This window comes from Brevundimonas sp. ALps5, assembly GCF_058681645.1.
On sequence record NZ_CM178744.1, the window covers coordinates 2,918,285 to 2,942,506 of the forward strand.

The 24,222-nt window shown below is 68.4% G+C and carries 27 protein-coding genes and 2 tRNA genes; 13 read left to right on the plus strand and 16 right to left on the minus strand.

What is annotated here, in order from left to right:
- The 7 genes from ACW172_RS13780 to ACW172_RS13810 all read right to left on the minus strand — a co-directional run bounded on the left by ACW172_RS13780 (position 1) and on the right by ACW172_RS13810 (position 6,655).
- Entirely contained in the window at positions 1 to 975 is a 975-nt protein-coding gene (locus tag ACW172_RS13780) for an NUDIX hydrolase (RefSeq protein ID WP_492032013.1), read from the minus strand.
- 2 nt (positions 976 to 977) lie between these two features.
- A complete protein-coding gene (locus ACW172_RS13785; protein ID WP_492034981.1) occupies positions 978 to 1,571 on the minus strand; it encodes a YfbR-like 5'-deoxynucleotidase in 594 nt (197 codons plus the stop codon).
- A gap of 135 nt (positions 1,572 to 1,706) precedes the next feature.
- Entirely contained in the window at positions 1,707 to 2,606 is a 900-nt protein-coding gene (locus tag ACW172_RS13790; RefSeq protein ID WP_492032014.1) for a methyltransferase type 11, read from the minus strand.
- Between the two features lie 121 nt (positions 2,607 to 2,727).
- On the minus strand, positions 2,728 to 3,600 hold the full coding sequence (locus ACW172_RS13795) for an AAA family ATPase (RefSeq protein ID WP_492032015.1): 873 nt from the start codon (positions 3,598 to 3,600) through the stop codon (positions 2,728 to 2,730).
- Between the two features lie 551 nt (positions 3,601 to 4,151).
- Complete coding sequence (locus ACW172_RS13800) at positions 4,152 to 4,352, minus strand: hypothetical protein (protein WP_492032016.1); 201 nt, start codon at positions 4,350 to 4,352, stop codon at positions 4,152 to 4,154.
- A complete protein-coding gene (locus tag ACW172_RS13805; protein ID WP_492032017.1) occupies positions 4,349 to 4,795 on the minus strand; it encodes a hypothetical protein in 447 nt (148 codons plus the stop codon). Before ACW172_RS13805 ends, ACW172_RS13800 begins: the two co-directional genes overlap by 4 nt.
- Positions 4,796 to 4,852: 57 nt before the next feature.
- The gene (locus tag ACW172_RS13810; protein ID WP_492032018.1) at positions 4,853 to 6,655 is read right to left on the minus strand and encodes a tetratricopeptide repeat protein; all 1,803 of its coding nucleotides are present in this window, start codon (positions 6,653 to 6,655) and stop codon (positions 4,853 to 4,855) included.
- A 148-nt stretch (positions 6,656 to 6,803) separates the two neighbouring features.
- Here ACW172_RS13810 and flbT point away from each other — a divergent pair, with 148 nt between their 5' ends.
- The 3 genes from flbT (at position 6,804) to ACW172_RS13825 (ending at position 8,617) form a co-directional block, all read left to right on the plus strand.
- The gene (gene flbT / locus ACW172_RS13815; protein WP_207868101.1) at positions 6,804 to 7,196 is read left to right on the plus strand and encodes a flagellar biosynthesis repressor FlbT; all 393 of its coding nucleotides are present in this window, start codon (positions 6,804 to 6,806) and stop codon (positions 7,194 to 7,196) included.
- Positions 7,193 to 7,558 (plus strand): flagellar biosynthesis regulator FlaF, encoded by a 366-nt coding sequence (gene flaF, locus ACW172_RS13820; RefSeq protein ID WP_492032019.1) that lies wholly within the window; start codon positions 7,193 to 7,195, stop codon positions 7,556 to 7,558. The genes flbT and flaF overlap by 4 nt, the downstream gene beginning before the upstream one ends.
- Before the next feature lie 231 nt (positions 7,559 to 7,789).
- Complete coding sequence (locus tag ACW172_RS13825; RefSeq protein ID WP_492032020.1) at positions 7,790 to 8,617, plus strand: flagellin; 828 nt, start codon at positions 7,790 to 7,792, stop codon at positions 8,615 to 8,617.
- Positions 8,618 to 8,688: 71 nt separating this feature from the next.
- Here the strand turns inward: ACW172_RS13825 and ACW172_RS13830 are convergent, their stop codons facing one another.
- The 6 genes from ACW172_RS13830 to ACW172_RS13855 form a co-directional block, all read right to left on the minus strand.
- Positions 8,689 to 8,937 (minus strand): hypothetical protein, encoded by a 249-nt coding sequence (locus tag ACW172_RS13830; RefSeq protein WP_492032021.1) that lies wholly within the window; start codon positions 8,935 to 8,937, stop codon positions 8,689 to 8,691.
- Between the two features lie 479 nt (positions 8,938 to 9,416).
- Entirely contained in the window at positions 9,417 to 10,097 is a 681-nt protein-coding gene (locus tag ACW172_RS13835; RefSeq protein ID WP_492032022.1) for an exopolysaccharide biosynthesis protein, read from the minus strand.
- Positions 10,098 to 10,226: 129 nt separating this feature from the next.
- Positions 10,227 to 10,415, minus strand: coding sequence for a DUF3008 family protein (locus tag ACW172_RS13840; RefSeq protein WP_492032023.1), 189 nt, complete (start codon positions 10,413 to 10,415; stop codon positions 10,227 to 10,229).
- 96 nt (positions 10,416 to 10,511) lie between these two features.
- Positions 10,512 to 12,701: a lysozyme gene (locus ACW172_RS13845; RefSeq protein WP_492032024.1), complete on the minus strand. Its 2,190-nt coding sequence runs from the start codon at positions 12,699 to 12,701 to the stop codon at positions 10,512 to 10,514.
- Between the two features lie 145 nt (positions 12,702 to 12,846).
- The gene (mgtE, locus tag ACW172_RS13850; protein WP_492032025.1) at positions 12,847 to 14,259 is read right to left on the minus strand and encodes a magnesium transporter; all 1,413 of its coding nucleotides are present in this window, start codon (positions 14,257 to 14,259) and stop codon (positions 12,847 to 12,849) included.
- A 73-nt stretch (positions 14,260 to 14,332) separates the two neighbouring features.
- Positions 14,333 to 14,417 (minus strand) — tRNA-Leu (locus ACW172_RS13855).
- A 183-nt stretch (positions 14,418 to 14,600) separates the two neighbouring features.
- Between ACW172_RS13855 and ACW172_RS13860 the strand changes: the two genes are divergently transcribed.
- Complete coding sequence (locus ACW172_RS13860; RefSeq protein WP_492032026.1) at positions 14,601 to 15,209, plus strand: hypothetical protein; 609 nt, start codon at positions 14,601 to 14,603, stop codon at positions 15,207 to 15,209.
- A 75-nt stretch (positions 15,210 to 15,284) separates the two neighbouring features.
- Here the strand turns inward: ACW172_RS13860 and ACW172_RS13865 are convergent, their stop codons facing one another.
- Both ACW172_RS13865 and ACW172_RS13870 read right to left on the minus strand, forming a co-directional pair.
- Entirely contained in the window at positions 15,285 to 15,542 is a 258-nt protein-coding gene (locus tag ACW172_RS13865; protein WP_492032027.1) for a hypothetical protein, read from the minus strand.
- A 160-nt stretch (positions 15,543 to 15,702) separates the two neighbouring features.
- A complete protein-coding gene (locus ACW172_RS13870) occupies positions 15,703 to 15,954 on the minus strand; it encodes a FliM/FliN family flagellar motor switch protein (RefSeq protein WP_492032028.1) in 252 nt (83 codons plus the stop codon).
- A 75-nt stretch (positions 15,955 to 16,029) separates the two neighbouring features.
- Between ACW172_RS13870 and lipB the strand changes: the two genes are divergently transcribed.
- From lipB to ACW172_RS13895, 5 genes are all read left to right on the plus strand, one after another.
- Positions 16,030 to 16,758 carry a lipoyl(octanoyl) transferase LipB gene (gene lipB / locus ACW172_RS13875; protein WP_492034982.1) on the plus strand — a complete coding sequence of 243 codons (729 nt, stop codon included), beginning with the start codon at positions 16,030 to 16,032 and terminating at the stop codon, positions 16,756 to 16,758.
- 145 nt (positions 16,759 to 16,903) lie between these two features.
- On the plus strand, positions 16,904 to 18,511 hold the full coding sequence (locus ACW172_RS13880) for an ATP-binding protein (RefSeq protein ID WP_492032029.1): 1,608 nt from the start codon (positions 16,904 to 16,906) through the stop codon (positions 18,509 to 18,511).
- A 122-nt stretch (positions 18,512 to 18,633) separates the two neighbouring features.
- Positions 18,634 to 20,115, plus strand: coding sequence for a hypothetical protein (locus ACW172_RS13885; protein WP_492032030.1), 1,482 nt, complete (start codon positions 18,634 to 18,636; stop codon positions 20,113 to 20,115).
- A gap of 115 nt (positions 20,116 to 20,230) precedes the next feature.
- On the plus strand, positions 20,231 to 20,725 hold the full coding sequence (gene msrB, locus ACW172_RS13890; protein WP_492032031.1) for a peptide-methionine (R)-S-oxide reductase MsrB: 495 nt from the start codon (positions 20,231 to 20,233) through the stop codon (positions 20,723 to 20,725).
- Between the two features lie 50 nt (positions 20,726 to 20,775).
- On the plus strand, positions 20,776 to 21,324 hold the full coding sequence (locus tag ACW172_RS13895) for a hypothetical protein (RefSeq protein ID WP_492032032.1): 549 nt from the start codon (positions 20,776 to 20,778) through the stop codon (positions 21,322 to 21,324).
- A gap of 85 nt (positions 21,325 to 21,409) precedes the next feature.
- On the opposite strand, the gene ACW172_RS13900 is transcribed toward ACW172_RS13895, so the two are convergent.
- Positions 21,410 to 21,484: transfer RNA gene (locus ACW172_RS13900), tRNA-Thr, on the minus strand.
- Between the two features lie 96 nt (positions 21,485 to 21,580).
- Here ACW172_RS13900 and ACW172_RS13905 point away from each other — a divergent pair.
- From ACW172_RS13905 to ACW172_RS13920, 4 genes are all read left to right on the plus strand, one after another.
- Positions 21,581 to 21,748 carry a hypothetical protein gene (locus ACW172_RS13905; RefSeq protein WP_492032033.1) on the plus strand — a complete coding sequence of 56 codons (168 nt, stop codon included), beginning with the start codon at positions 21,581 to 21,583 and terminating at the stop codon, positions 21,746 to 21,748.
- A 142-nt stretch (positions 21,749 to 21,890) separates the two neighbouring features.
- Positions 21,891 to 23,195, plus strand: a complete 1,305-nt coding sequence (gene murA, locus ACW172_RS13910; RefSeq protein WP_492034983.1) for a UDP-N-acetylglucosamine 1-carboxyvinyltransferase — start codon at positions 21,891 to 21,893, stop codon at positions 23,193 to 23,195.
- Positions 23,185 to 23,715 carry a DUF2948 family protein gene (locus ACW172_RS13915; protein WP_492032034.1) on the plus strand — a complete coding sequence of 177 codons (531 nt, stop codon included), beginning with the start codon at positions 23,185 to 23,187 and terminating at the stop codon, positions 23,713 to 23,715. The genes murA and ACW172_RS13915 overlap by 11 nt, the downstream gene beginning before the upstream one ends.
- Complete coding sequence (locus tag ACW172_RS13920) at positions 23,712 to 24,185, plus strand: UPF0262 family protein (protein ID WP_492032035.1); 474 nt, start codon at positions 23,712 to 23,714, stop codon at positions 24,183 to 24,185. Before ACW172_RS13915 ends, ACW172_RS13920 begins: the two co-directional genes overlap by 4 nt.
- Positions 24,186 to 24,222: the final 37 nt, after the last annotated feature.

Sequence of the window (24,222 nt, forward strand, 5' to 3'; positions counted from 1 at the left end):
CTAGCGTTGGGCGGGGAGGGCGAGGCCGGGGGCGTGGCCGTCGTTGGGGCCGCCCTCGCGGTCGGCGCCGGTGAAGCGGAAGAGCTCGGCGGGGCGGCCGCCGGTGGCGGCGCTGAGGCGGCCGGTGGCCTCGACCAGACCGGTGCGCTCGACCCCGCGGCGGAAGTTCTGCTTGTGGAGCGGCAGGCCGGCGACGGCCTCGGCGGCGGACTGGAGGCCCGACAGGGTGAAGGTCTCGGGGGCCAGTTCGAACAGGACCGGGCGGTACTTGAGCTTGGAGCGCAGGCGACCGAGGCCGGTGGCGAGGATGCGACGGTGGTCCGAAGCCATGGCCAGACCCGGCAGGGCGGCGGTGGGGCCGGCTTTGGCGGCGCGACCTGCGTCGCGGGCGGCTTCCGGGACCAGACCGGCCTCGTAGAGCAGTTCATAGCGCTCCAGCACCCGCTCCTCGTTCCAGCGGGCGCCGGGGGCGAGGGCGAACAGGCCTTCGGCGCGGGCCAGGCGGCGGGCGTCGGCGCCGGCCCAGTCGCGCAGGGCCTCGGCGATCAGGGCGCGGGCGGGGTCCTTGGGGTCGCGACGGTCCTCCCAGGGGAAGGCCTCGAGCACGGGTGTCCAGTGGGCCTCGGCGGCGTCGGCGGTCGCGGCCTCGCGCGTGAGAGCCAGGTAGCCGACCGAGATCTCGCGAGCCCGGTCGGGACCGGGGGCCGCGCGGGGGCTCTCGCGGCCCGCGTCGCCGAAGGTGTAGAGCTGTTCGACGAAGCCGGGGCGGAAGCCGGTCTGGGCGGTGACGAAGGCGCGCAGCGACAGCTCGAACGTCCGGTCATGGGCAGGGTCGAAGGGGCCGGACGGCAGGGCCGTGGCCTCGCCCGCGCCGGTGGTCAGGACGCAGAGCCGTCCGCCGCGCGGCGGATCGCGCAGGGCCATGACGACCGCCGAGAGGCTGATCCTGACGCCGTGCTCCCCCCCGAAGGCCATGGCTACTCCGTATGCCAGGCGTCGGGGGCGGGCATGATGCCGACGGCCTCGCCGAGGACGCGGAAGCGCTCGAGATAGCGGGCCTGGGCGATCGGGGCGGGCAGGGGGTCGATGGTCAGGTCGTAGCCCGCCGGCGGGGCGCCGAAGATCTTGAGCGACTCGGCGCGGCCGAAGCCCGCCAGCTGGGTCGCCTCGAAGAAGGCGCAGGCCCGGTCGGCCTTCTTGATCAGGGTCTTGATGGCCACCGGCGACTTGGGCGGCAGGCCGAAGCGGACGTGGATGGCGTCTTCCAGGCGGGCCTCGAAGGCCTTGTAGCTGACGCCCAGGGCCGCCTTGAAGGGGGAGATCATGTCGCCGATGACGTACTCCGAGGCGTCATGCAGCAGGGCGGCCAGACGCCATTTGGGGTCGAGGTCCGGCTTCATATGGACCGCGATCTCCTCGACCACGCAGGAGTGCTGGGCCACCGAGAAGGCGTGCTCGCCGATGGTCTGGCCGTTCCAGCGGGCGACACGGGCCAGGCCGTGGGCGATGTCCTCGATCTCGATGTCGAAGGGCGAGGGATCGAGCAGGTCGAGACGGCGGCCCGACAGCATGCGCTGCCACGCCCGGGGTGCGTTCTTTGAGGTCGGGTCGGCCAAGTCGTTGATCCTGCTGTCGGCAGGTCAGGTGACCCATTGCGGCGGCGCGATCAAGCCCGGGAGGGCCGCCACTTCAATCTTTTGGGGCCTCTATTCCCCGACGTTGAGGGCCACCAGGTCCTTGGCGTCGTCGAAGACGCGGTCGGCGTGGCGCTCGCGCGAGCGGACGGTGGCGACGACGATCGGGCCGCCGCGCGGGCCGCGCGCCTCATAGCCGACGGTGCGCCAGCCCTCGGGCGAAGGGCGGTTGTCGGTCAGGAGGTAGGTCTGGCGCACGGCCTCGCCGGGGGCGCGGGTGCGGACTTCGGCGGAGTCGTTGCTGGCCTGGACGGAGACCGAGTCGGAGTTGCCGCCGGCGGTCAGATGGCCGTTGACCGAGGCGTCGCCGTCCTTGGCGCGGATGGTGATGCCGCCGATGCGGACGTCGGCCTTGTCACCGTTGGCCTCGACATGGATGCCGGGCATGTGGACCGAGGCGCGGTCGCCCTGGGCGTCAACCTGCATGCCGGGGGCGGAGATGTGGGCGCTGTCGGCGTCGGCCCCGGCTTCGGCGTCCGCCTTGGCGGCTTCAGCGTCGGCCCGGGCGCTCTCGGCGTCGGCGCGGGCGGCCTCGGCGTCGCCACGGGCAGCCTCGGCGGCCGAACGGCTGATCTCGGCGGCGGTCTGGGGCATGACGCTGAGCAGGCCCGCCTCGAAGGGCTTCAGGGCAGGGCCGGCGTCATCGCCGTCCAGGGTGACCAGATGCAGCTCGACCTCGGCGCCGCGCGGCCCGGCATAGGTGCAGACCTTGCCGTCGGCGCTGGCCGAGCCCTTGCGGGTCAGGGAGCCGATGCTGTCGGGGCATTGCAGGGCGTCGATGACCTTGAGCACCCCCTTGGCGTCGCTGTTGGAGCGGGTGGTGGAGATGCGCACGCCGTCGTTGTCACAGGCGGTCAGGGCCAGGGCGGGGGCCAGGAGGGCGGCACAGGCGACGAGTGTGGGCAGGCGCATCGAAAGGGTCCTCTTCACAGGCCTATCCTGCGCGGAACGCCGGCGCATTCCAGTGAAATCGCGGTAATCGGCGTGACGAAACCTGTCCGTTCCCGTGTCAGGCATGAAATGCGATCAGTTCTCAAGAACCGGGGCGGGCGCCTTCGCGGCGGTTGAGGAACGCCAGCCGCTCGAACAGGTGAACGTCCTGCTCGTTCTTCAGCAGGGCCCCGTGCAGCGGCGGGATCAACTTGTTGGGCGTCTTCTCGCGCAAGGTTTCCGGGTCGATGTCCTCGACCATCAGCAGCTTGAGCCAGTCGAGCAGTTCGGAGGTCGAGGGCTTCTTCTTCAGGCCCGGCGTGTCGCGGATCTCGTAGAAGGTCTTGAGGGCTTCCGAGACCAGGCGTTGCTTGATGCCGGGGAAGTGGACCTCGATGATCGACCGCATGGTCTGGTCGTCGGGGAAGCGGATGTAGTGGAAGAAGCAGCGGCGCAGGAAGGCGTCGGGCAGCTCCTTCTCATTGTTCGAGGTGATGACCACGACCGGGCGGACCTCGGCGCGGATCGTCTCGTCGGTCTCCTGTACGTAGAACTCCATACGGTCGAGTTCCTGGAGCAGGTCGTTGGGGAACTCGATGTCGGCCTTGTCGATCTCGTCGATCAGGAGAACGGGGCGGACGGGGGAGGTGAAGGCCTCCCACAGCTTGCCCTTCTTCAGATAGTTGCGGACGTCGTGGACCCGCTCCTCGCCGAGCTGGGAGTCCCGTAGACGGCTGACGGCGTCGTATTCATAAAGGCCGTTGTGGGCCTTGGTCGTCGACTTGACGTGCCAGGTGATCAGGGGGGCGTTGAGGGCCCGGGCCATCTCATAGGCCAGGACGGTCTTGCCGGTGCCGGGCTCGCCCTTGATCAGCAGGGGCCGCTGCAGGGCCACCGAGGCGTTGACCGCGACCTTGAGGTCGTCGGTGGCGATGTAGTTCGAGGTCCCCTCGAACCGGTCGGTCGGCTGGGTCATGCAAGGCTCCGGTCAGTCCCGGTCACGCCTAGCGCCGAAGCCCGGGGTTAACAACGATAAGGTTCGTGGCAAGGGGCGCATTGCACTCGGAAAAAGTTTTGCACTCCGAGTGCAAATCGGAGGCGGGGTGGGAGGTTCGGCGTCGAGCCTGTTGAAAGGGCTTGGCTTTAATTTTGATGCACCCGGTGCATCGATTGCACTCGCGTGCAAGGGCGAGTGCAGGCGGCATTGATGGATAGCGATGTCAAAGACCCGAAGCGCGGGGAGTGTACGCCGGGTTTCGGGCATGCTGAACCGAATGGGGGTGTGGATGGGGAAGGGGTTGGATTCGTGAATGATTTGGAACCAATCAATGCTAGCCAACCGCCGCCAACTCTTTCGTCATCCTCCGGCGAGCAAAGCGAGACCGGGGGACCCAGCGGCCTGCGTGAGCAGGACTCTTCGCGAAGGCATTCCTCAAGCATCGTGCCCGAACAGGTCGCCTTCGGCGCCGCTGGGTCCCCCGGTCTGCGCCGCGAAGGCGCGGCTTGCCGGAGGATGACGACAGTAACCTAGCTGATCCGCTTGACCGACACCGGGTCGCTGGCGGGGAAGGTTTCCTCGATGCCTTCGTCGACGAGGGCTTCCTGGCGGTCTTCGGCGGCGTGGAGGGCGTCCTTGAGCTGGTCGGGCTTGCCCTTCTGCGGGGCGGCCCGGCGGGCGTGAGGGATCTGGGTGTCGCAGTCTTCGCGGGCTTTTTCGATGTCGCTCATCGGATTTGCTCCTGTTGTTCGGACCCTTCAGGGCCGTAGCCGAGGTCGTCGATGTCGTCGTCGGAGAGGGTCTTGGCCTCCCAGTGGGCGGCGCTGGCCTGGGCCCCGCGCGCGTTCTCCATCAGGCCGGCGTAGACCAGCTCGACCTCGTCCTCGCCGCGCAGGCCGTCGCTTTCGGCGTCGATCTGGTTCACGCGCTCGCGGTCGGCGCCGAGGATGGCGTCAGCCTCGGCCTCGATGCCCGAGGCACCGAGTTCGTCGTCGAGATCCTGATCGTCCTCGTCGAAGTCGTCTTCGTCGGCGTCGCCCTCGGCCTGGGTGACGTCGAGGACGTCGTCGGCCTCGTCGAGCAGGAAGTCGCCGTCGCCCTCGTCGTCGAGATGGGTCTCGTCGAAGGTTTCGGACTGGTCCTGATCGTCACGGCCGTCATCGAGATCGGGCATGGTTCGCCTCCCTGCTTGGTTACAGGGGAGAACGTTCGGCCGAGCGCGGCTGTTCCGTCAGAAGCCGGACTTAACGACCTGATCCAGGGCCGCACGCACCTCGGCGATGGCGCGGGGCCAGCCGTCGAAGCCGCCGGTGGCGAAGGTGCGGACGCGCGGATAGAAGGGATAGCGGTCCGTCGCCAGCAGGTGCCAGTCGTCTGGAGCGTGGATCAGCCAGGTCCGCGCGCCCGAGGCCGCGGCCATGTTCGTGCCGGCGATGCCCGGGCCGATGACGAGGTCCAGCGCATTGGACAGGGCGGCCAGATCGTCGAGGTCGTCCTTGAGGTTGATCGGCGGGGTCCAGATCTTCGCGCCCGCGGCCTCGGCCGCGGCCAGATCGTCGGAGACGTCGCCGCACTGGAGATTGACCATGACGCAGCCCGGGGCGGTCAGGACGGGCGCCCAGCGTTCGAAGTTGGAGAAGTATCGGGCGCGCACGCCGGTCAGGACCGAGCTCTTCCAGTGCAGCCCGACCTTGAGGCCGGGGCCGAGTTTCTCCAGCTCCGCCTTCCAGTGGGCGACCTTGACCGGGTCGGGGACCAGATAGCCGTCGCGGTCGGGGAAGTCGGCGAGGGTTTGGCGATAGATGGCGGAAAGGCTGGCCATGGGGACCCAGCAGTCGGCTTTTCCCTCCTTTTCCGCGATCTCCTCCATGAAGGGGACGAAGCGGGTCAGGCGGCCCTCGATGCGGACGGCGCGGTGGCCGCCGACAACGGCGGTCGGGAAGGTGCGCTGGTAGATGTCGACGAGGCGGGGCTCGACGGCGATGAAGACCTTGCCGGTCGGGCCGACGGCCTCGACGATGTCGGGCAGGACGGTGCCGAAGACCATCTCGTCGGCGATGCCCTGTTCGCCGACGACCAGCAGCCGCTTGCCGGTGATGTCTTCCGTCTTCGGATTCCAGCGCGGACAGTCGACGAGGACGTGCATGGCCTCGGTCAGCTCGGGGCTGAGGCGGATCTCATAGGCTTCGAAGCCTTCCCTGAGGCGACCCATCCCCATCAGGGTCAGGGCCTTGGCCATGGTCATCATGGCGGCCTCATAGGGGGTCTCGGCCCCGGGCATGGCGGCGTCGAGATCTTCGAGCGCGCCTTCGTGGTCGCCGAGGGGATGGCGGGCGTTGGCGCGGTTGTAGCGGGCCTTGGAGAAGGCCGGATCGATGCGCAGGGCCTCCTCGAAGAAGGTCAGGGATTCGCGCATCTGGCCCTGGTCGCTGAGCACGGTGCCCAGGGTGTTCCACAGGGTCGGCTCGGTCGGCTCGATCTGGATCAGGTCGCGCAGGACGTCGATGGCCTCGTTGTAGCGCTTCTGGTCGCGATAGACGCAGGCCAGGTTATTGACGCCCTCGATATGGCCCGGGTTGGCGTTGAGGAACTTGAGCAGCAGCTTCTCGGCGATCTCCAGATGACCGAGGCGCTGGGCCAGACGACCGAGGTCGTGGGCGATGTCCGGGTTCTCGGGGCTGAGCCTGAGCGCCGCGTCGTAGGCGGTGAGGGCGTGGGACAGATGGCCGCCCTTCTCGCGGCAGATGGCCAGGACGTGCCAGGCCAGGCTGTTGTGCTCATCGGCCTTGAGCACCTGGAGGGCGCGGTTGGCGCCGCCGGCGTAGTCGCCCATGCGCACGGAGGCCAGGGCGGCCTTCAGGGTCTCGATCGCCTTCCTCTGGGCCTTGATCGAGGTGCGGTCGCCGGCCAGGGCCTTCGACAGGCGGCGCAGGGCCTCGGGCGAGGCGGCGTCGCCGACGGCCCCCTGCGCGACCGGCATCAGGGCATGGGCTTCTTCTTCGGGAACAGAAGGATCGGCGGCGAGTACGGACATGGGAAATCGTGCGCTGCGGGACGTGAAATCGCCCTCGCTACGGAGTTTGGCTTAACGGCTCACAAGGGATGGTTAACCACGCCCGTTTAATCTGTGTTGGCCCTCGTGCGTTACAGACGACGCGCGGGTGAGATTGGGGACCTGCCGGATGCCTTTGAAACTGTCGCTGAAGCCGGGTGAGAAGTTCGTCCTGAACGGGGCCGTCGTGCAGAACGGCGACCGTCGCGGCGTGCTGATCCTCCAGAACAAGGCCTCGGTGCTGCGTGAGAAGGACATCATGCAGCTGGAGGAGGTCACCACCCCCGCCAAACGCATCTATTTCCCGGTCATGATGATGTACCTGGACGAGACGTCGGCCCCCAAGGTCTACGACGAGTTCGTGCGTCGGGTGACCGAATTCATGGGGGCCACGCGCAATCCGGAAGCGATGCAGGACTGCGTCGACGCCTCCAAGCACGTGATGGCCCGCGAGTACTACAAGGCCCTGATGTCCGCCCGCAAACTGGTGGACTACGAAGACCAGGTAACGAAGGTTGAGTGATGCTTCAGGCGTATAAGCAGGCGGCCACGCGGGCGGAATCGCCGCGTGAAATGGAGTATCGCCTGTTCGGTCAGGTGACACGGGCGCTGATGCAGGCCGCGGCCGTCGACGCGTCGGATGTCGCCACGCGTATCGACGCCCTGGACTGGAACCGGCGGCTGTGGTCGACCCTGGCCACCGACTGCGCCGATCCGGGCAACTCCATGCCCATGGCCCTGCGCGCCCAGATCATCTCGATCAGCATCTTCGTGGGCAAGCATTCCTCGGTGGTGATGCGCGGCGAGGACGACTTCGAGATCCTGATCGACATCAACCGTTCGATCATGCAGGGCCTGGCCCAGGGCGTTCAGCAGGCCGCCTGAGGCCGACTCTGACCCCGGCGTTCGGGGCGGAGTTTTCCGCCCGGCAAATCCTGACCGGTCCCCGGCGCATGATGCCGGGTTAACCATACAGGGCTGAAACAAGTCCTTGATTTTACATAAGGCCAGACCCGCAAGGTCTGGCCTTTGTCTTGCGTGTGCCCTGACGAGCCAAGAACCGGCTCGACGGCCAGAAGGCCGTTTTCTCCCCGACCAGAATGGAAGGACACCCCCATGGCCAACTCGGTCAATACGAACCCTGGCGCGCTCATTGCGCTTCAGAACCTGAACGCGACCAACGCCCAACTGGCGACCACGCAGTCCCGCATCAATACGGGCAAGAAGGTCGCCAGCGTGAAGGATAACGGCGCCATCTGGGCTATCGCCCAGGGGCAACGCGCCGATATCTCGGCTCTGGGAGCGGTGAAATCCTCGCTCGACCGCGGTGGTTCCGCTGTCGACGTTTCGCTGGCTGCGGGCGAGTCGGTCTCCGACCTCTTGCTCCAACTGAAGGAGAAGGCACTGGCGGCGACCGACAAGTCGCTGTCGACGGCGTCCAGAAGCGCGCTGAACGAAGACTTCAAGGCCATCCGCGACCAGATCACCACGGTCACCAACAACGCCGACTTTAACGGGATCAACCTGATTAAGACCGGCGCCACGGGTTTCCAGGCCCTGGCCAATGCGGCTGGCACCGCGACCCTGACCGTCAAGCCGGAAGTCCTGGCGCTGGGGTCCACGAACGTCACCGTCACCGCGACGACCACCATCGGAACCGCGACCCAGGCCACCTCGGCCCTGGCTCTGGTCTCCGCCTCCATCGACAAGGTCTCGGGCGCCCTGGCGCGTCTGGGTACGGCGTCGAAGGCCATTTCCACGCACTCCACGTTCGTCGGCAAGCTGTCGGACGCGCTGGAAGCGGGGGTGGGCAATCTGGTCGACGCCGATCTGGCGAAGGAAAGCGCCACGCTTCAGGCTCTGCAGACGAAGCAGCAGCTGGGAGCCCAGGCTCTGTCCATCGCCAACCAGGCGCCGCAAATCCTGACGTCGCTGTTCCGCTAGGATGCGTTCAGGGATCAAGCGCCGGAGGGGGAAACCTCTCCGGCGCTTCCTTTTTTGGGGAGGGCTCCCGCTCAGCCGGTGGTGAAGGCCAGCCAGCCGACGACGGGCAGGGCGGTGATGGTCAGGGTGACGGCCACGACGACGCCCGAGGGCTGGACGCGGGCCCGCGTCGAGATCGCCCAGGCGATCAGCCACAGGCCGAACAGGACCACATGGACGCCCAGCCACTGGCGCGGCAGCAGGGCGTTGAACAGGGGCACGGTCGCCAGCTCAACCGCCACCCCGGCCAGGGCGATGATCATCAGGACGGTTTCAGGCATGTGGACCGGGCTCGCGCTCGCGGTCGGATGAGGATGGGTGTGAGCGGTCCGCATCGGACGCCTCGGGGGTTCAGCTTCGACCTTTCCCTTATCGGCCAAAGCAGGACCGCGGGGCATCCGGTGAAACCCGGTACGGCTCTGGGTAATGCCGCCGTCGGCTCGTCTCGAACCCCATTGACGTCAGGGGTTTGCAGTCCCACCTTTCGAGTCCCTGTTAGCAGCGAAAGGAGGTGATCAAGTGATCTCATTGTCCCAAACCCGTACGGTGACCGAAGCTTGGTCCTCTCACGAGGTCCGGGTCTGATAACTCCTTCGCGCGCGGACGGCTTTCGGGCCGGCTGAACGCAAGTAGACAGACTGGTTTCAGGTCAGGCCGTAACGCGGTCAGACAATGAGGGCCGTCGGGGCAACCCGGCGGCCCTTTTTGTTTGGGGCTATCGCTCGCCGCGCGGCGGCTCGCTGCTTGAGCGTGGCCCCTTTTAGCCCAACAGCCCCGCGAACCAGCCCGGGATGTGGGCGAACCAGCCGGCGATGTGGGCGAACCATTCGGCGGCGTGGGTGGCGGCCTCGACGGCGGTGCGCCAGATCAGGGCCAGATAGGCGGCGGTGGCGAGGGTGCCGAGAATGCCGAGCAGGACCGCGACGCCGTCCTTCTGCATGACGCCCAGGGCAAAGAAGATCATGCCCAGCGCCGGCAGGAGATCGCCGAGCGGGACGGGCAGGGCCATGATCAGGGCCAGGACCACGCAGGTCAGGCCCATCAGCACCTCGCTGACGGCCCCCGTCAGGAAGGTGAGGCGTGGACGGGTCAGGTTTTCGACCCTGCGGATCGGCCGGATGACCTTGGAGACGGCGGTGCGGTAGGCCGCGCGGCTGACCGAGGCGCGCAGGGCCCAGCGCGGCAGCCAGACCTCATTGCGCTGGAAGGCCAGTTCGGTGGCCAGAAGGATGATGGGCAGGGCGAAGACGGCCTTGCCGCCCGGAGGCCAGGGGAAGAGGGCCATCAGGGACAGCACCAGGATCAGGGCGCCGAGGCCCCGGTCGCCGAAGGCCTCGACCACCTCGCCCAGCGTCAGGGTCGGCCCCTCCGCCACACCCAGAGCCTCAAGCACCTGGGAAAAGGTGCGGTCGTTGGAGGAGGGCGGGTGAACCAGAGACATCGGAAGCCAATCAGCGGCCCCATGCGGCCTCGTCGCGTGATGTAGTCGGCGCCGAACCCCAGCGCCAGCGCTGACACAGAGTGTTACGGCGATTTCAGGTTGCCGAACGGCGGTCGTAATGTGGGCGTGTCATCTGGCCGGGACGTGCTCGGGTTTGCCCTTGCGCCGGGTGTGGGCGAAGTCCTCGAGCTGCGTCTCGGTCATGGACTCGAGCATCGACTTCGAGGCGCCCTTGAGCCTGGATTTCGGCGTCTCGCCGCGTTTGGCGGACAGGGCGGCGCCGGCCGCCTTCTGCTGGGCGGCGGATTTGGCGGGCATGGGAGGACCTCCTCTTTCGAGGAGGGTCAACGAGGCTGGAGAGGCGATGTTCCCCAGGGGCCGTCCCCAAGGGGGCGTCCCCGAGAGGGCGGTCGCCTATTCCTCGTCCGTGCGGCCCCACCGGCGATAGAGGTTGTAGGCCGAGACGCCCACGCAGGCGGCGCCGACCACGGCCAGGACCACGGCGATCAGGACGGTGCCGTCGCCGCCAGCGTCCTCGCCGGCGGCGCGGCGGAAGGCGGCCATGGACATGCCGAAGGACACCAGGCCGAAACCGCCCATGACGCCATAGGCCGCCAGTTCGCCCCAGGGGATGCGCGCCGGTTCGGCGGCATCCTCGACGATCTCGTGGCGCAGGATGTTGCCGGGCGCCAGGCGCAGGGAGCCGTCGTCCTCGAACAGGGGCGTAGTGTCGTCACCCGCCTGCTCGCCGTGCGGCCAGACCAGACGCGGCGAGGCGAAGACCTCGGTGTCGGGCGAAGGCGTCAGGACCAGCTCGCCGTCGGTGCGCGGTTCGCTGGTCGCGGTGATCGCCGGGAAGGGCGAGGGCTCAGGGATGGAAGCCGGACTCGAGGTCGGGGCGCCGAAGACCGGCAGCTCGAGGCGGTGCTCGCCGGAAGCCGGGGCCGCAGCCGGGAAGGGCGAAGGCGCGGGCGGAAGGGCGAAGGGGTTGGGCTCGGCCGGGGCGTCGAAGGCAGGAGCGTCGAAGACGGGGACGACCTCGGGGACGGGCGCGGCCTCGGGCTCGGGCGTGGCGACGGCGGGCGCTTCCGGTTGGGCTGCTTCAGCGATGGCTTCCGGAGCCGGTTCGGGCGCGGGGAGGTGGGCGAACGGATCGGCCCGGGTCCCGTTCCGGGTCTCAGTGGGGGCGGCGGCGATGGCCGAGGCGGGGTCGACGAACCAGGCGGCGGGCCCGGTCTGGACGGGCTGGGGCGCGGCGGGCGTCTCGACAGCGGCTTCGCTCTCGGCGTCCGGAACCGGCGTCGCTTCGACGGCGGCTTCCTCGACGGCGGGCTCTTCGGTGACGGGCTCCTCAGCGACGGGCTCTTCAGCGACGGGCTCTTCAGCGACCGCGGGGGGCGCGAAGGGGTTCACCGCCTCCGGTTCGACGGAGGCGGGAGCCTCGGCTTCGGCGGCGGGGATGTCGACGACCGGCGCCGGAACGGCTGATGCGCCGGCCGGGGGGGTGATCCGCAACGACGGGGCCGGGCCCGGCAGGGGGCCGACGATGACCCCGGAATAGGCCGCATAGCGCTGCATCGGCAGGACGCTGCTGAAGGACGCCGGGGCCGGTGCGGGGACGGGCGTCACGGAGGCGTCCGAAGGCGTGGCCGCCGGGTCGGAAGGCGCTTCAGCCGGATCCGTGTCAGCCAGCTTCGCGTCGGCCGGGGCGGTTTCGGCCGCGGCGGACTCGGGTTCGACCGGTTCGGGCTCGACAAGTTCGGGCTCGACAAGTTCGGGCTCGGCAGCTTCGGACGGGGCAGGCTCGACCGATGCGGCTTCGGGAGCGGCCTCGGCGACAGGCTCGGGCGCCTCGGCGGCGGCTTCCGGCTCGGCGGTTTCAGGCTCGGGCGCTTCGCTGTCGGGCGCGTGCAGGACGGGGGCGGGCTCTGCCAGCAGGGCGGCGACGGCGGCCTGACGGGCGCTGGGGCCGGAATTCTGTTCGGGTTCGTGTTCGGATTCCGGGGCCGCGTCCTGGGCGAGATCGGGGGCGAGGTATTCCGCCGGCACCTCGGGCTCGACCGAGGCGGCGGGCGTCGGAACGGGCGGCTCGACCGGACCCCGGTAGGGCGGGGGCAGGGGGGCGGCCAGAAGGTCGGCCAGGGCCACCGGCAGGCCCGGATTGGCGACGAACAGGGCGCGTTCGGCGGCGCGGCGGCGCAGGGCGGTCTCGGCGACCACCGGCTCGGGCCAGCCGATCAGGGCGTCGGCGGCCTCGCCCGCGAAGCCGGCGTTCAGGCGCGACAGGACGTCGGAGGTCTGGAAGCGGTCGACGCCGACCGAGAAGGCGAAGCTGGCCAGGGCGTCGAACTGGTGCTGGTTCAGGGGGGCGACGACGCCCTCATTGACCGCCCTGGCGACCGGGATCAGGTCGTATTGCAGCAGGAGCTCGGCGTCGGCCTCGCCGACCGTGGCGCCTTCGCGGGCCGAGAGGGTGTGGCCATAGCCGATCACCCAACCGCCGTCATCGCGACGGATCGCCCGGGGGCGGAAGCCCTCGAAGCTCTTGATCAGAATGACCCCCTCGCGGGAGATCTTCAGGCGCTGGATGACGGCTTCGGACACGGAATGACCCAAATCGAGACAGGCGGACTCGCCCTGTCGGGGAGGGAGCAAGGCCCGCGCCGCAACATTGCCGCAGTGCGGCGCCGCCCGAAACCGGATTCCACCCTCAGGCGGTCCGTTAACCGTGATGGGCAGTGGGTCGTTTCTACAGGAGAACGAGGGTCGCCAGGCCGAGGAAGATCAGGAAGCCGAAGAAGTCGGTCGTGGCGGTGACGAAGACGGCCGAGGAGACGGCCGGGTCGAACTTCAGCTTGGACAGGGTCAGGGGCGTCAGAACCCCGATCGAGGCGGCGACCAGCAGGTTCAGGACCATGGCCGCCCCGATGACCAGGCCGATGCGCCAGTCCTCGTCGCGGAACCACAGGCCGGCCGCGAGGCCGATGAGGGGCGCGAGGATCAGGCCGTTGGCCAGACCCACCACCAGCTCGCGCCAGAAGGTGCGGCTGGCGTTGGCCGAGTTCAGCTCACGCGTGGCCAGGGCGCGGACGGTGACGGTCAGGGCCTGGGTGCCGGCGTTGCCGCCGATGGCCGAGACGATGGGCATGAGCACCGCCAGGGCGACGATGTGCTGGATGGTGCCCTCGAACAGGCCGATGACGCTGGCGCCCAGCGCCGCCGTCGCCAGGTTGATCGCCAGCCAGGGCACGCGGCCGCGCACGATCTCGAGGACGGACGAGCCGCGGTCCTCGTCCGAGACACCGGCCAGACGCAGGATATCCTCGCGGTTCTCTTCCTGAATGATGTTGACGATGTCATCGACGGTGATCTGACCCACCAGACGGCCGCCCGCGTCGATGACCGGGGCCGAGATCAGGTGGTATTTCTCGAAGATGTAGGCGACCTCTTCCTGGTCCTGATCGACGGTGATCTCGTTGATCGGCTCCATCAGATCGGTGAGCTTCGCCGCCCGGGGCGCGCGCAGCAGCTGGCTGATCGGCAGGCCGCCGACCGGCTTGTTCATCGGATCGACGACATAGATGTCGAAGAAGAGCTCGGGCAGGTCGTCGCTCTGGCGGCGGATGTGGTCGATGGTGTCGCCGACGTTCCAGAACTGGGGCGCGGCCATGACCTCGCGCTGCATCAGGCGGCCGGCGGAGTCTTCCTCATAGCCCAGCGAGTTTTCGATCGCGGCGCGGTCGGGCGCGGGCATGGCGGCGAGAACCTTCTCGCGCTGGTCGTCCTCGAGGTCCTCGACGACGGCGGCGGCGTCGTCGGAATCGAGTTCCTGGAGGGCCTCGGCGAGGGTGGCGTTGGGGACGCGCTCCAGCACCTCCTCGCGGATGCCGTCGTCCAGCTCGGGCAGGGTCTCGGCGAGCAGCTCGGGCGGCAGCCACAGAACCACGACCGCCCGGTGCTCGGACGTCAGGAAGCCCATCAGGTCGGCGACGTCGGCGGGGTGCAAATCTTCAAGCAAGGACCGCAGCCGCATGCCGTCGCCGTCATCGGCGGCGTCGACGACCTTTTCCACGAAGGAGGCGGTCAGGACGTAGTCCTCGTCGAGGGCCTCGTGGTCCTCGGTGATGACCTCAGGGTCGAGAAGGGGGGTTCTGTCGCTCACGCGGTTTGCCTCCCTCTCGATGTCAATCAGCCGGTAGCGCCGATTAGTATCCCTGATTCGTCATCCAAACAGATGGTGCGGTCGAGAAGACTCGAACTTCCACGGGTTGCCCCACAGCGACCTCAACGCTGCGCGTCTACCAATTCCGCCACGACCGCTCGCATCGGAGCGGGGCTGATAGCGGAGCCCGACAAGAAAGCCAAGCGCGAGTTTGCACATCCTTTCTCAGGAAGTTTGTCGCAAGACTGGCTCTCCTGACGCGGGCAGGCTCTTGCGGGCCTTCAGGCGATCATATCATAAGCGAAAAAGGGCGCTGAGGCGTCGGGCTGTGGGGATAGTGCATGGATACGAAGCCGAGCGACGGCGAGGTCAAACGCAGGCGGCGCCGGACTGGCGAACGCAGCGGCCGCGGCCTGACCACGGCCAGTTCGTTCCTGCAGCACCAGGGCGTCAGCAAATTCGCCCCCCTGGTTCTGGGCGCGGCGGCGGTGCTGTACGTCGTGGCGTCGGGGGGCTGGATCTATCACGCCGCGACACAGACCGGCGGCCTGCCGCGCGGCCTGTCCAAGACCGACACCCGCTACATCCTCGGCACGCCGGGCAATGAGGGGGCCAGCCAGTGGGTTTATGAGCGCGGCGCCAGCACCATGGTCTTCAACTACAACGACCGCGAGCAAGCCGAATCGATCCTGTGCTACGCCAAGGGGACCAACGGCGGCGCCTGCCCGGCCTTCCTCGGCGTGGGCATCAACACCACCGAGGACGCCATCTGGACGATGATGGGCGCGCCCGACGCCCAGAAATACTACGGCGACACCAAGGTCATCGCCTACAGCGGCCTGGGGGTTCAGTTCACCCTGGAGCGGTTCGCGGTGAAGGGCATCGCCTTCATCCCGGTCAGCCGGCCGGATCTGACGATCTTCCAGGCAGGACGGCTGATGTTGCCCTGATCGGGACGCATCAAGACAGAATTGAAAACGCCGGATCGTCGATCCGGCGTTTTTCTTTGGTCGGCGCCGAAGGGCTCAGGCCGTCTTGCGGCGGACCAGGTCGTAGCGGAGCCACAGGGCGCCGGCGAGGCCGAACAGGGTGATCGACCAGATGTCGAAGGTGTTCATCCCGCCGCGGATCAGGCCGGTGATCACCGCCAGACCCAGGAGGGTGACGGCATGGACGCCGACCAGGCCCCAGGTCTGCCGGCGCGTGCCGGTCAGGCGGATGATCAGGCGCGAGACCCAGTAGGTCCCGATGACCGCGCCGACAAACAGCCACAGATAGTTCACTTCGGCGCTCCCCAGGCCCCGGATGCAAGCGGGCGGATGTTCCTCCGGCCGACTGGCGATCCCAATACTGTTTCGATCTCTAGATGATATTGCGGCGCCGCAGAAGACGCTACCGCCGTCAGGCGAACGGTCTGGTTAACCCGGCTGTCGGAGCGCGGGCTCAGGCGGCCCCCGCCATGAAGTCGTAGACGTCGGCGGGGCGGGTGACCGTGATGGCGATCCGGTCCTCGCGGATCTCGATCTCGCCGCGCGCGACCGGGTGGTTGTTGGCCAGGATCCAGACCTCGTCATGCTCGGAGGCGTCGAGCGGAATCACCGCGCCGCGGCCCATCTTGAGCAGCTGCGACATGGGCAGGACCGAACGGCCCAGCACCACCGAAATCTCGACGTCGACGGAATCGATCTGGCTCAAGGGGTACACTTTAATCCTTGGAACGCGCGAGAGGAGGTCTTGCGCGGACGCATCGGGGCCCACATTGAATCCGCTATGCTTGCCGACCCGTTAAATCCCGCCCGTTCCAGCACCGATTCGGTTGTTTTCCGGCCTGACGGCCCGCCGGTCGAATGGGCCGTGGCGTCCGGCTATGTCGACTACGAGCCGGCGGTGGAGGCGATGGAGGCCCGGGTGGCGGCGATCGCAGCCGGGGAGGCCCCGGAACTGATCTGGTTGCTGGAGCATCCGCCGCTCTATACGGCGGGGGTTTCGTCGAAGGACGACGACCTGCTGGACGTCGGCCGCTTCCCCGTGCACCGCACCGGCCGGGGCGGGCAGTTCACCTATCACGGGCCGGGTCAGAGGGTGGCCTATGTGATGCTGGACCTGAACCGGCGCGGCCGCGACGTTCGGGCCCTCGTGCGCGGTCTCGAAGACTGGATCATCGGCGCCCTGGGCGAGTTCGGGGTCGAGGCCGGGGTGCGCGAAGGACGCGTCGGGGTCTGGGTCGAGCGGAAGGGCGCGGGCTGGTCGCGCGAGGACAAGATCGCCGCCATCGGGGTCAAGGTGCGCCGCTGGGTGACCTTCCACGGCATCAGCCTGAACGTCGAACCCGATCTGGACCATTTCAGCGGGATCGTGCCGTGCGGCATCTCCGAGCACGGGGTGACCAGTCTGCTCGACCTGGGGATCACGGCCTCGATGGACGACGCCGACGCGGCGCTGAAAGCCAGTTTCCAGCGGGTTTTCGGCCCCGTGACGCCGGGGCGGTCACCCGGATGAAACCGGTGCGGAACTGAGACAGTTTCGCCGTGAAAACAGGCGTGTGCGTCAAAGTGAACATTGTACGGCAGACGACAAAACACGGTTAAGACCTTAAGGCGTAGCTAGGCCCCCAGGGGCGTTTCCCGCCGGAGCCGTGCGTCTGATGTTGGATCTTGAAGTGAGGACGAACGAGGCGGCTGTCGATGCGTCCGCCTTCTTCGACGTCTCCCTGGACATGCTGTGCATCCGCGGCATGGACGGGCGGCTGATCAAGCTGAGCCGGTCGTGGGAGGATGTGCTGGGCTATCCCCTGTCCGAGCTGGAGGGCGGGGCGATGCTGCCGCTGATCCATCCGGACGACCTGGAGGCGACCCGCGCCGAGATGGCCCGGATCGAGGGCGGCGAGTTCAGCGACGAGGTCTTCGGTTTCATCAACCGCTATCGCCGCAAGGACGGCGAGTACCGCAAGCTGGAATGGCGGGCCAAGCGGCGCGGCGACCGGATTTACGGCGTGGCGCGCGACGTGACCGAGCGGCTGGCCGCCGACAACGCCCTGGCCGAGGCCAAGGCCGCCGCCGAGGCCGCCAACCAGGCCAAGAGCGACTTCCTGGCCAATATGAGCCACGAGATCCGCACCCCGCTGAACGGCATCATCGGTCTGGCCGCCACCCTGGGCCGCAGCGGGCTGGAGCCGCGCCAGAAGGAGATGGTCGACCTGATCGCCCGCTCCGGCACGACCCTGGAACGGCTGGTGTCCGATATTCTGGACGTGTCCAAGGTCGAATCCGGCCGGATGGAGATCGAGATCGCCGCCTTCGATCTGCAAACCGAACTGGACCCGCTGATCGAGATGCAGCGGGCCCGGGCCGAGGAGAAGGCCCTGAGCTTCGACATGCGCATCGGATCGACGACGCGCGGCGAGTTCCTGGGCGACGCCCTGCGCGTCAAGCAGGTGCTGACCAACCTGCTGTCGAACGCCATCAAGTTCACGGAAAGCGGCGGGATCGATCTGGAGCTCGACGTCGCCGAGGACACGCCGAGCACCGGGGTCGCCCAGCTGAGCCTGACCGTGCGCGACACCGGCATCGGCTTCGACACGGGGTTCGGGGTGTTCGAACGCTTCAGCCAGGCCGACGGGACGATCACGCGGCGCTTCGGCGGCTCGGGCCTGGGCCTGTCGATCTGCAAGTCGCTGGTCGAGCTGATGGGCGGAACCATCGCCGTCCAGTCGGCGGTGGGGGAGGGGAGCGCCTTCACCGTTCTGCTGCCCCTGTCGCGGACGCGGTCCCTGGCCGACTATGACGCGCGCGCCCTCGAAGCCCTCGGGGCCGAGGAGGCGGAGCAGGACGGTCTGGGCGGGCTGAAGGTGCTGCTGGCCGAGGATCATCCGGTCAACCAACGCGTGGTTCAGCTGATCCTGGGCGAGTACGGCGTCGAGGTGGTGACGGTCGAGAACGGCGCCGACGCCGTCGCGGCCTTCAACCTCGACCGCTACGATCTGATCCTGATGGACATGCAGATGCCGGTCATGGACGGCCTGGCCGCGACCCGCGCCATCCGCGCCATCGAGGCCGGATCGCCCGATCGGACGGCGACGCCGATCGTGATGTTGAGCGCCAACGCCATGGATCAGCACCTTGCGGAAACGGAGGCGGCGGGGGCCGATCGCCACCTGGCCAAGCCCTTCACGCCGCCAGCGTTGATCCAGGTGGTGAGCGATCTCGCCGTCCGGGCCGAAATGGGCGAGAAAATTGCGGTGAATGCTGTCTAGGCGACCGGTTTCGGTCTTTGATGCCGCATGACGTCGCGTCACAGGGGTTGGGACTTGGCAAGGCGGCGGTGGATCGGCTTTAACACGCCGCAACACGCTGTGACCGCTCCCGGAGTCCTCCCATGATGCATCGTCTGATCGCGGCTTCCGCCGCCGCACTCGCCCTCGTCGTCGCTTCCGGATCGGCCCAGGCCCAGGATTTCCGTGAGCTGGCCCGTCAGGACCTGCAGTCCGCCCACGACCAGCTGCGCGCCAACCACCCGGCCCCGGTGGTCGGCGGCGCCGCGGCCCAGACCTTCAACGGCTGGGTCGACGCCGGTCTGGCCGAGGCCCTGTCCAAGGCCAATCAGGCCACCAGCGGCGACAGCCACGCCTATCTGATGCGCTTCTACGCCAACGGCTTCCGCGACTCGAACATCGCCATGACGCCGAGCTTCGAGGGGGCGGGTCCCTATTTCGGCATCAGCTGGCCGGGCTTCACCACCGGCTGGCGCGACGGCAAGTACGTCGTGACCTACATCAAGCCCGGCGTGCGCAACACGCCGCCGCTCGGCGCGATCCTGGTCGACTGCTTCGGCAAGACCGCCGAGGACCTGGCCAAGGAGAAGCTGGACCGCTGGGAAGGCGACCTGACCTCGGAATCGGGCCGCGTCCTGACCGCCCCCTATCTGCTGTGGAACCGCAACAACCCCTTCGCCAGCGGCGTGCCGGCCCTGTGCAACTTCCAGGTCGGTCGCGGCCGTCCGCGTGAGTTCCAGCTGCGCCCGACGCCGGTCATGGCCGGGGATCTGGAAGCCGCCTACCGCGCCACCGTCTATATGCCCTCGGGCGCCCCGCTGGGCATCGAACAGGTGAACGGCCGTCCGTGGATCAACGTCCACTCCTTCGCCGACACCGCCGGCTGGGACGCCTTCAACGCCACGGTCCTGGCCCAGGCCGCGACCTTCAAGAACGGCTTCGTTCTGGACCTGCGCGGCGCCAAGGGTCAGTCGTATACGTCGACCGCGCGTGGCTATGGCCTGGCCAACCGCATCTGGACGCCGGAGTTCACCGTCAGCCGCCAGCCGGCCGCAGGTGAAATCACCTACCGCGCCACCACCGCCAACCGTCAGTGGTACGCCGACACCCTGGGCCGGATGCAGGCTGACCCGCGCTTCGTGCAGGAAAGCGGCCCGGTGATCGAACAGACCGCCGCCATCGTCGCCGCCTTCGACGCCGCCCTGGCTTCGGGGCAGCAGAGCTTCACCCTGCCGGGCCGCGCCGCGGTGCAGGACACGGGCGCCGCCAACCCGATCTCGGGCCCGGTCATCGTCCTGGTCGACGCCGGTTGCGCCGGCGGCTGCCTGGACACCCTGGACCTGCTGAGCCGCCTGCCGAACGTCCGCATCGCCGGTTCGACCACCGCGACCGACTCGATCTTCATCGAGCCGACCATGGTGCGTCTGCCGTCGAACTATTCGGACCTCAGCTACGGCCACAAGGCCTGGACCTCGCGTCAGCGCGCCAACAACACCGCCTTCGTTCCGGCGGCGGGCCTGGCCTACACCGGCAACCCGACCGACGAGGCCGCGGTCCGCGCCTGGGTCGGGACGCTGATGCAATAGTCCAGGGGCGCGCTAACGCTCGCCGCGCGGCGGCTCGCTGCTTGAGCGCGCTTTTGGGGTTGTTTGGGGCCGGGCAGGGGTGGAACCTCGGCCCGGCCCTTCCCATTTGGACGCCATGACCGACACATCGACCGCTCCGCATCCGCTCCGTTCTCCGTCCGGCTATGATCTGACGCCGCCGTCGGAGGGGCAGCGTGTGGCCCTGGAGGCCGACCTGAACGCCGAGGAGAAGCGGGTCCTGCTGTCGCATGGCACCGAGGCGCCCTTCTGCGGCGTCTTGCTGGGCGAGAAGCGGCCGGGCGTGTTCTGCTGCCGCGAGTGCGGCCTGCCGCTGTTCAAGGCCACGACCAAGTTCGAGAGCGGCACGGGCTGGCCCAGTTTCACCCAGCCGGTGGACGAGGCCCACGTCACCGCCATCGTCGACCGGTCGTTCGGCATGGTCCGGACCGAGACCACCTGCGCCCGCTGCGGCAGCCATCAGGGCCACGTCTTCCCCGACGGCCCGCCGCCGACCGGCCTGCGCTACTGCATCAACTCGGTGGCGCTGCAGTTCGTGCCCGAGGGCGAACCCCTGCCGGACCCGTTGCAGCGCGGAGACGGAACCGCCTGACCTTGGCCGCAAAGTTCGCTAGAGTGCCTCTGTACCCGGAGTAAGGCCGCATGCTGATCGCTCTTCTCGCCCTGACCGCCGTCATGGCCTCCGACGACCCGGACGGGGTGGTGACTACCGCCCCGGCGGGGCATCAGTCCGTGGCCACCGACGCCCAGGCGCCGGTCGCGACCGAGGTGCCGCCGGCCTCCAGCCAGGAAATTACGCCGCACGGCCTGACCACCGCCGAGCAGATCGACCAGTGGATCAGCAAGCGCGCCGATGCGGAGAAGCCCTTCTCCAACGCGCCGGACCCCTGGGCCAGGCCTGTCGACGACCGCAAGGTCCACGGCCAGGTCTCCGCCGCCATCGGCACGGGCGACTTCTCGGAATATTCGGCGGCGGTCTCCATCCCCGTGGGCGAGACCGGCCGCGTCGATCTGGAATATCGCCAGACCAAGAACGGCTACGGCATGTACGGCTATGGCTATCCAGGCTTCTATCCCGGTTACGGCCGCTACGGGGCCTATGGCTACGGCCGCCCCCTGTCGGGCAGCAGCCAGAGCTTCAGCCTCGGCTTCACCAGCGATTCGACCACGCGTGAGCCCGGCTATCCCTGAGGGGAGGGGCCCCGCGAGGCGGGGATTCGACAGGCCCGATAAGGAAAAAGGCCCGATCCGTGAGGATCGGGCCTTTCTTTTCAGATGGTGCCGCCGGGGGGAATCGAACCCACGACCTCAGCCTTACCAAGGATGCGCTCTACCACTGAGCTACGGCGGCCTGTTCTGAGGAAGCGGCCGTATAGCCAACAGACTCGCAGTGGGCAAACTGAAAAGTGCGCTTGTGCGACGAAAGATTTTCGGGCCCTGATGCGGCATGACCGAAACGCCGAAGACGCCGGGCGAAACGCCCGACCCGAAAGTCGCCGTCCAACAGCGTTCGCCGGAGCAGACCGAAAAGGCCACGCGCCTGGCCAAGGCGTTGCGCGACAATCTGCGCCGCAGGAAGATCGCCCACCCGGCGGCCCCCCGTCCCGGCAACTAGGGCCGGGCCATCAGAACCCCTGAAGGCTCCGGCAACGGAAAGTCATCACCGGACGTTTGAGCGGGCCTTTCGCAGGACGGGCGTGGCGCGCTAGATAGCCGGCTCGTCGGACCGCACGTCGCGGATGGCGACCAGGATCGACATGGACAGTATCGCGGTAAACGGCGGCGCCCAACTCTACGGGGAAATCCCGGTCAGCGGCGCCAAGAACTCGGCCATCAAGCTGATGGCGGCCTCGATCCTGACGGCCGAGCCCGTGCGGCTGACCAATATGCCGCGTCTGGCCGACACCAAGTTCCTGGGCCAGCTGCTGCGCCAGTTCGGCCTGACGGTGACCGAGAGCGACGGCCCGGACGGGCAGCAGACCCTGTTCGACGCCAAGGAGCTGACCTCGACCTTCGCTCCCTATGATCTGGTTCGCCAGATGCGGGCCTCGTTCAACGTCCTGGGGCCGCTGCTGGCGCGCACCGGCCACGCCAAGGTCTCCCTGCCGGGCGGCTGCACCATCGGGGCGCGGCCGGTCGACCTGCACATCGACGCCCTGACCAGGCTGGGCGCGGTGATCGAGCTGGAAGAAGGCTATGTGAACGCCACGGTCCCCAAGGGGCTGAAGGGCGCCGAGATCGAGTTTCCGTTCGTCTCGGTCGGGGCGACCGAGCACACCCTGATGGCCGCCGTCCTGGCGGAAGGCACGACGGTGCTGAAGCGCGCGGCGCGCGAGCCGGAGATCGGCGACCTGGTTCGCTGCCTGATCTCGATGGGCGCGAAGATCGAGGGCGTGGACACCGACACCCTGACCATCACCGGCGTGACCTCGCTGAAGGGCACGGACTGGGCGGTGATCCCGGACCGGATCGAGATGGGCTCCTACGCCTGCGCAGCCGCCATGGCGGGGGGCGAGGTGCGTCTGACCAGGGCGCGGCCCGAGCTGATCGACGCCCTGACGGTCAAGATGGTCGAGGCCGGCGTCGAGGTGACCCCGACCGAGGACGGCGTCATCATCAAGCGCGATCGGGCCCGCCGGCTGAAGGCCGTGGATGTGGCCACCGAGGTCTATCCGGGCTTCGCCACCGACCTGCAGGCCCAGTTCATGGCCCTGATGACCACGGCCGAGGGCGTGTCGACCATCCACGAGAACATCTTCGAGAACCGCTTCATGCACGCGCCGGAGCTGGCGCGGCTGGGCGCCGACATCTCGGTCCACGCCGGTGAGGCCAAGGTCACGGGCGTCGAATGGCTGCGAGGGGCGCCGGTCATGGCGACGGACCTGCGGGCCTCGGTCAGCCTGGTGATCGCCGGTCTGGCGGCGGAGGGTGAAACCACGATCGGACGCGTCTATCATCTGGATCGCGGGTTCGAGCGTCTCGAGGAGAAGCTGGGGGCCTGCGGGGCCGAGATCCGCCGGATCCACGGTCCCCCCGTGGAAGGACCGGCGGATGAGCACTGACGCGGACATGATGCAGGCGGCCCCGACGGCCGCCGAGGTCGCCGAACAGGTCGAGAGCGTCCGCTCGGGCGCCAATGAGCCGCTGCGGCTGCTGGCCGAGGACGCCGAGGACCTGGCCATCATCTCCGCGGCGCTTCAGGACGCCATCCTGCGCCCCGCCGACATCGTCTGGGAGCGGGCCGCGCGCCGGCTGACGGTCGAGTTCAGCCGCTTCTGCTGGGAATGCGGAGGCACCCGGGTCCGGGCCGCGATGCAGTTCGGCGACGTCATGGCGGTCAAGAGCCGGGGCCTGCCGCGCCTGCCCGATACGCCGCTGGAGCTGCTGGCCATCGACTTCGAGGAGGTCGAGGCGCCGGGCGGCAAGGTGACGCTGATGTTCGCGGGCGGCGGCGACCTGAGAGTCGAGGTCGAGTGCCTGGACGCCGTGGTCGCCGATCTGTCCGACCGCTGGGAAGCGCGCGTCGCTCCCACCCATCTGGATCCGGTGTCGGAAGAGACGCCGTCGGAGAGCGCCGCATGAGCGAGCACAGGCTTTCGGCCGTCGATCTGGACATGGCGACCCTGCCCGCCGCCACCGCCGAGATCGAGCACGAGCGCCGCGTGGCCATCTTCGACCTGATCGAGAAGAACAGCTTCGAGCCCGAGGGTGCGCCCGGCGGGCCCTACAGGCTGAGGCTCTCGCTGCAGGACAACCGGCTGGTCTTCGACATCGCGGGGGAGGGGGCGCACGAGGACTACGCCCGCACCTACGCCCTGTCGCTGACGCCGATGAAGAGCGTCCTGAAGGACTATCTGCTGATCTGCGACAGCTATTACGAAGCCCTGCGCGGCTCCTCGCCCAGCCAGATCGAGGCCGTCGATATGGGCCGGCGCGGTCTGCACAACGAAGGCGCCGATGCGCTGGAGGAGCGGCTGAAGGGCAAGGTCGCCATCGACCACGAGACGGCGCGGCGGCTGTTTACGCTGGTGTGCGCGCTTTATCGGCGGTGAATCCGGGCGGCGGGCGCCCAAATGGCCTCCCGCCCTC

Bases quoted from the DNA above. Each gene is read 5' to 3' on its own strand.
- ACW172_RS13830 (WP_492032021.1), bottom strand. From the start codon at position 8,937: ATGCCTGAAACCGTCCTGATGATCATCGCCCTGGCCGGGGTGGCGGTT.
- ACW172_RS13785 (WP_492034981.1), bottom strand. From the start codon at position 1,571: ATGCTGTCGGGCCGCCGTCTCGACCTGCTCGATCCCTCGCCCTTCGAC.
- ACW172_RS13795 (WP_492032015.1), bottom strand. From the start codon at position 3,600: ATGACCCAGCCGACCGACCGGTTCGAGGGGACCTCGAACTACATCGCC.
- lipB (WP_492034982.1), top strand. From the start codon at position 16,030: ATGCTTGCCGACCCGTTAAATCCCGCCCGTTCCAGCACCGATTCGGTT.
- flbT (WP_207868101.1), top strand. From the start codon at position 6,804: ATGCCTTTGAAACTGTCGCTGAAGCCGGGTGAGAAGTTCGTCCTGAAC.
- ACW172_RS13880 (WP_492032029.1), top strand. From the start codon at position 16,904: ATGTTGGATCTTGAAGTGAGGACGAACGAGGCGGCTGTCGATGCGTCC.
- ACW172_RS13840 (WP_492032023.1), bottom strand. From the start codon at position 10,415: ATGCCCGCCAAATCCGCCGCCCAGCAGAAGGCGGCCGGCGCCGCCCTG.
- ACW172_RS13920 (WP_492032035.1), top strand. From the start codon at position 23,712: ATGAGCGAGCACAGGCTTTCGGCCGTCGATCTGGACATGGCGACCCTG.
- ACW172_RS13825 (WP_492032020.1), top strand. From the start codon at position 7,790: ATGGCCAACTCGGTCAATACGAACCCTGGCGCGCTCATTGCGCTTCAG.
- murA (WP_492034983.1), top strand. From the start codon at position 21,891: ATGGACAGTATCGCGGTAAACGGCGGCGCCCAACTCTACGGGGAAATC.
- ACW172_RS13800 (WP_492032016.1), bottom strand. From the start codon at position 4,352: ATGAGCGACATCGAAAAAGCCCGCGAAGACTGCGACACCCAGATCCCT.
- ACW172_RS13885 (WP_492032030.1), top strand. From the start codon at position 18,634: ATGATGCATCGTCTGATCGCGGCTTCCGCCGCCGCACTCGCCCTCGTC.
- msrB (WP_492032031.1), top strand. From the start codon at position 20,231: ATGACCGACACATCGACCGCTCCGCATCCGCTCCGTTCTCCGTCCGGC.
- ACW172_RS13835 (WP_492032022.1), bottom strand. From the start codon at position 10,097: ATGTCTCTGGTTCACCCGCCCTCCTCCAACGACCGCACCTTTTCCCAG.
- ACW172_RS13915 (WP_492032034.1), top strand. From the start codon at position 23,185: ATGAGCACTGACGCGGACATGATGCAGGCGGCCCCGACGGCCGCCGAG.
- ACW172_RS13810 (WP_492032018.1), bottom strand. From the start codon at position 6,655: ATGTCCGTACTCGCCGCCGATCCTTCTGTTCCCGAAGAAGAAGCCCAT.
- ACW172_RS13895 (WP_492032032.1), top strand. From the start codon at position 20,776: ATGCTGATCGCTCTTCTCGCCCTGACCGCCGTCATGGCCTCCGACGAC.
- ACW172_RS13790 (WP_492032014.1), bottom strand. From the start codon at position 2,606: ATGCGCCTGCCCACACTCGTCGCCTGTGCCGCCCTCCTGGCCCCCGCC.
- ACW172_RS13805 (WP_492032017.1), bottom strand. From the start codon at position 4,795: ATGCCCGATCTCGATGACGGCCGTGACGATCAGGACCAGTCCGAAACC.
- ACW172_RS13780 (WP_492032013.1), bottom strand. From the start codon at position 975: ATGGCCTTCGGGGGGGAGCACGGCGTCAGGATCAGCCTCTCGGCGGTC.
- ACW172_RS13905 (WP_492032033.1), top strand. From the start codon at position 21,581: ATGACCGAAACGCCGAAGACGCCGGGCGAAACGCCCGACCCGAAAGTC.
- ACW172_RS13860 (WP_492032026.1), top strand. From the start codon at position 14,601: ATGGATACGAAGCCGAGCGACGGCGAGGTCAAACGCAGGCGGCGCCGG.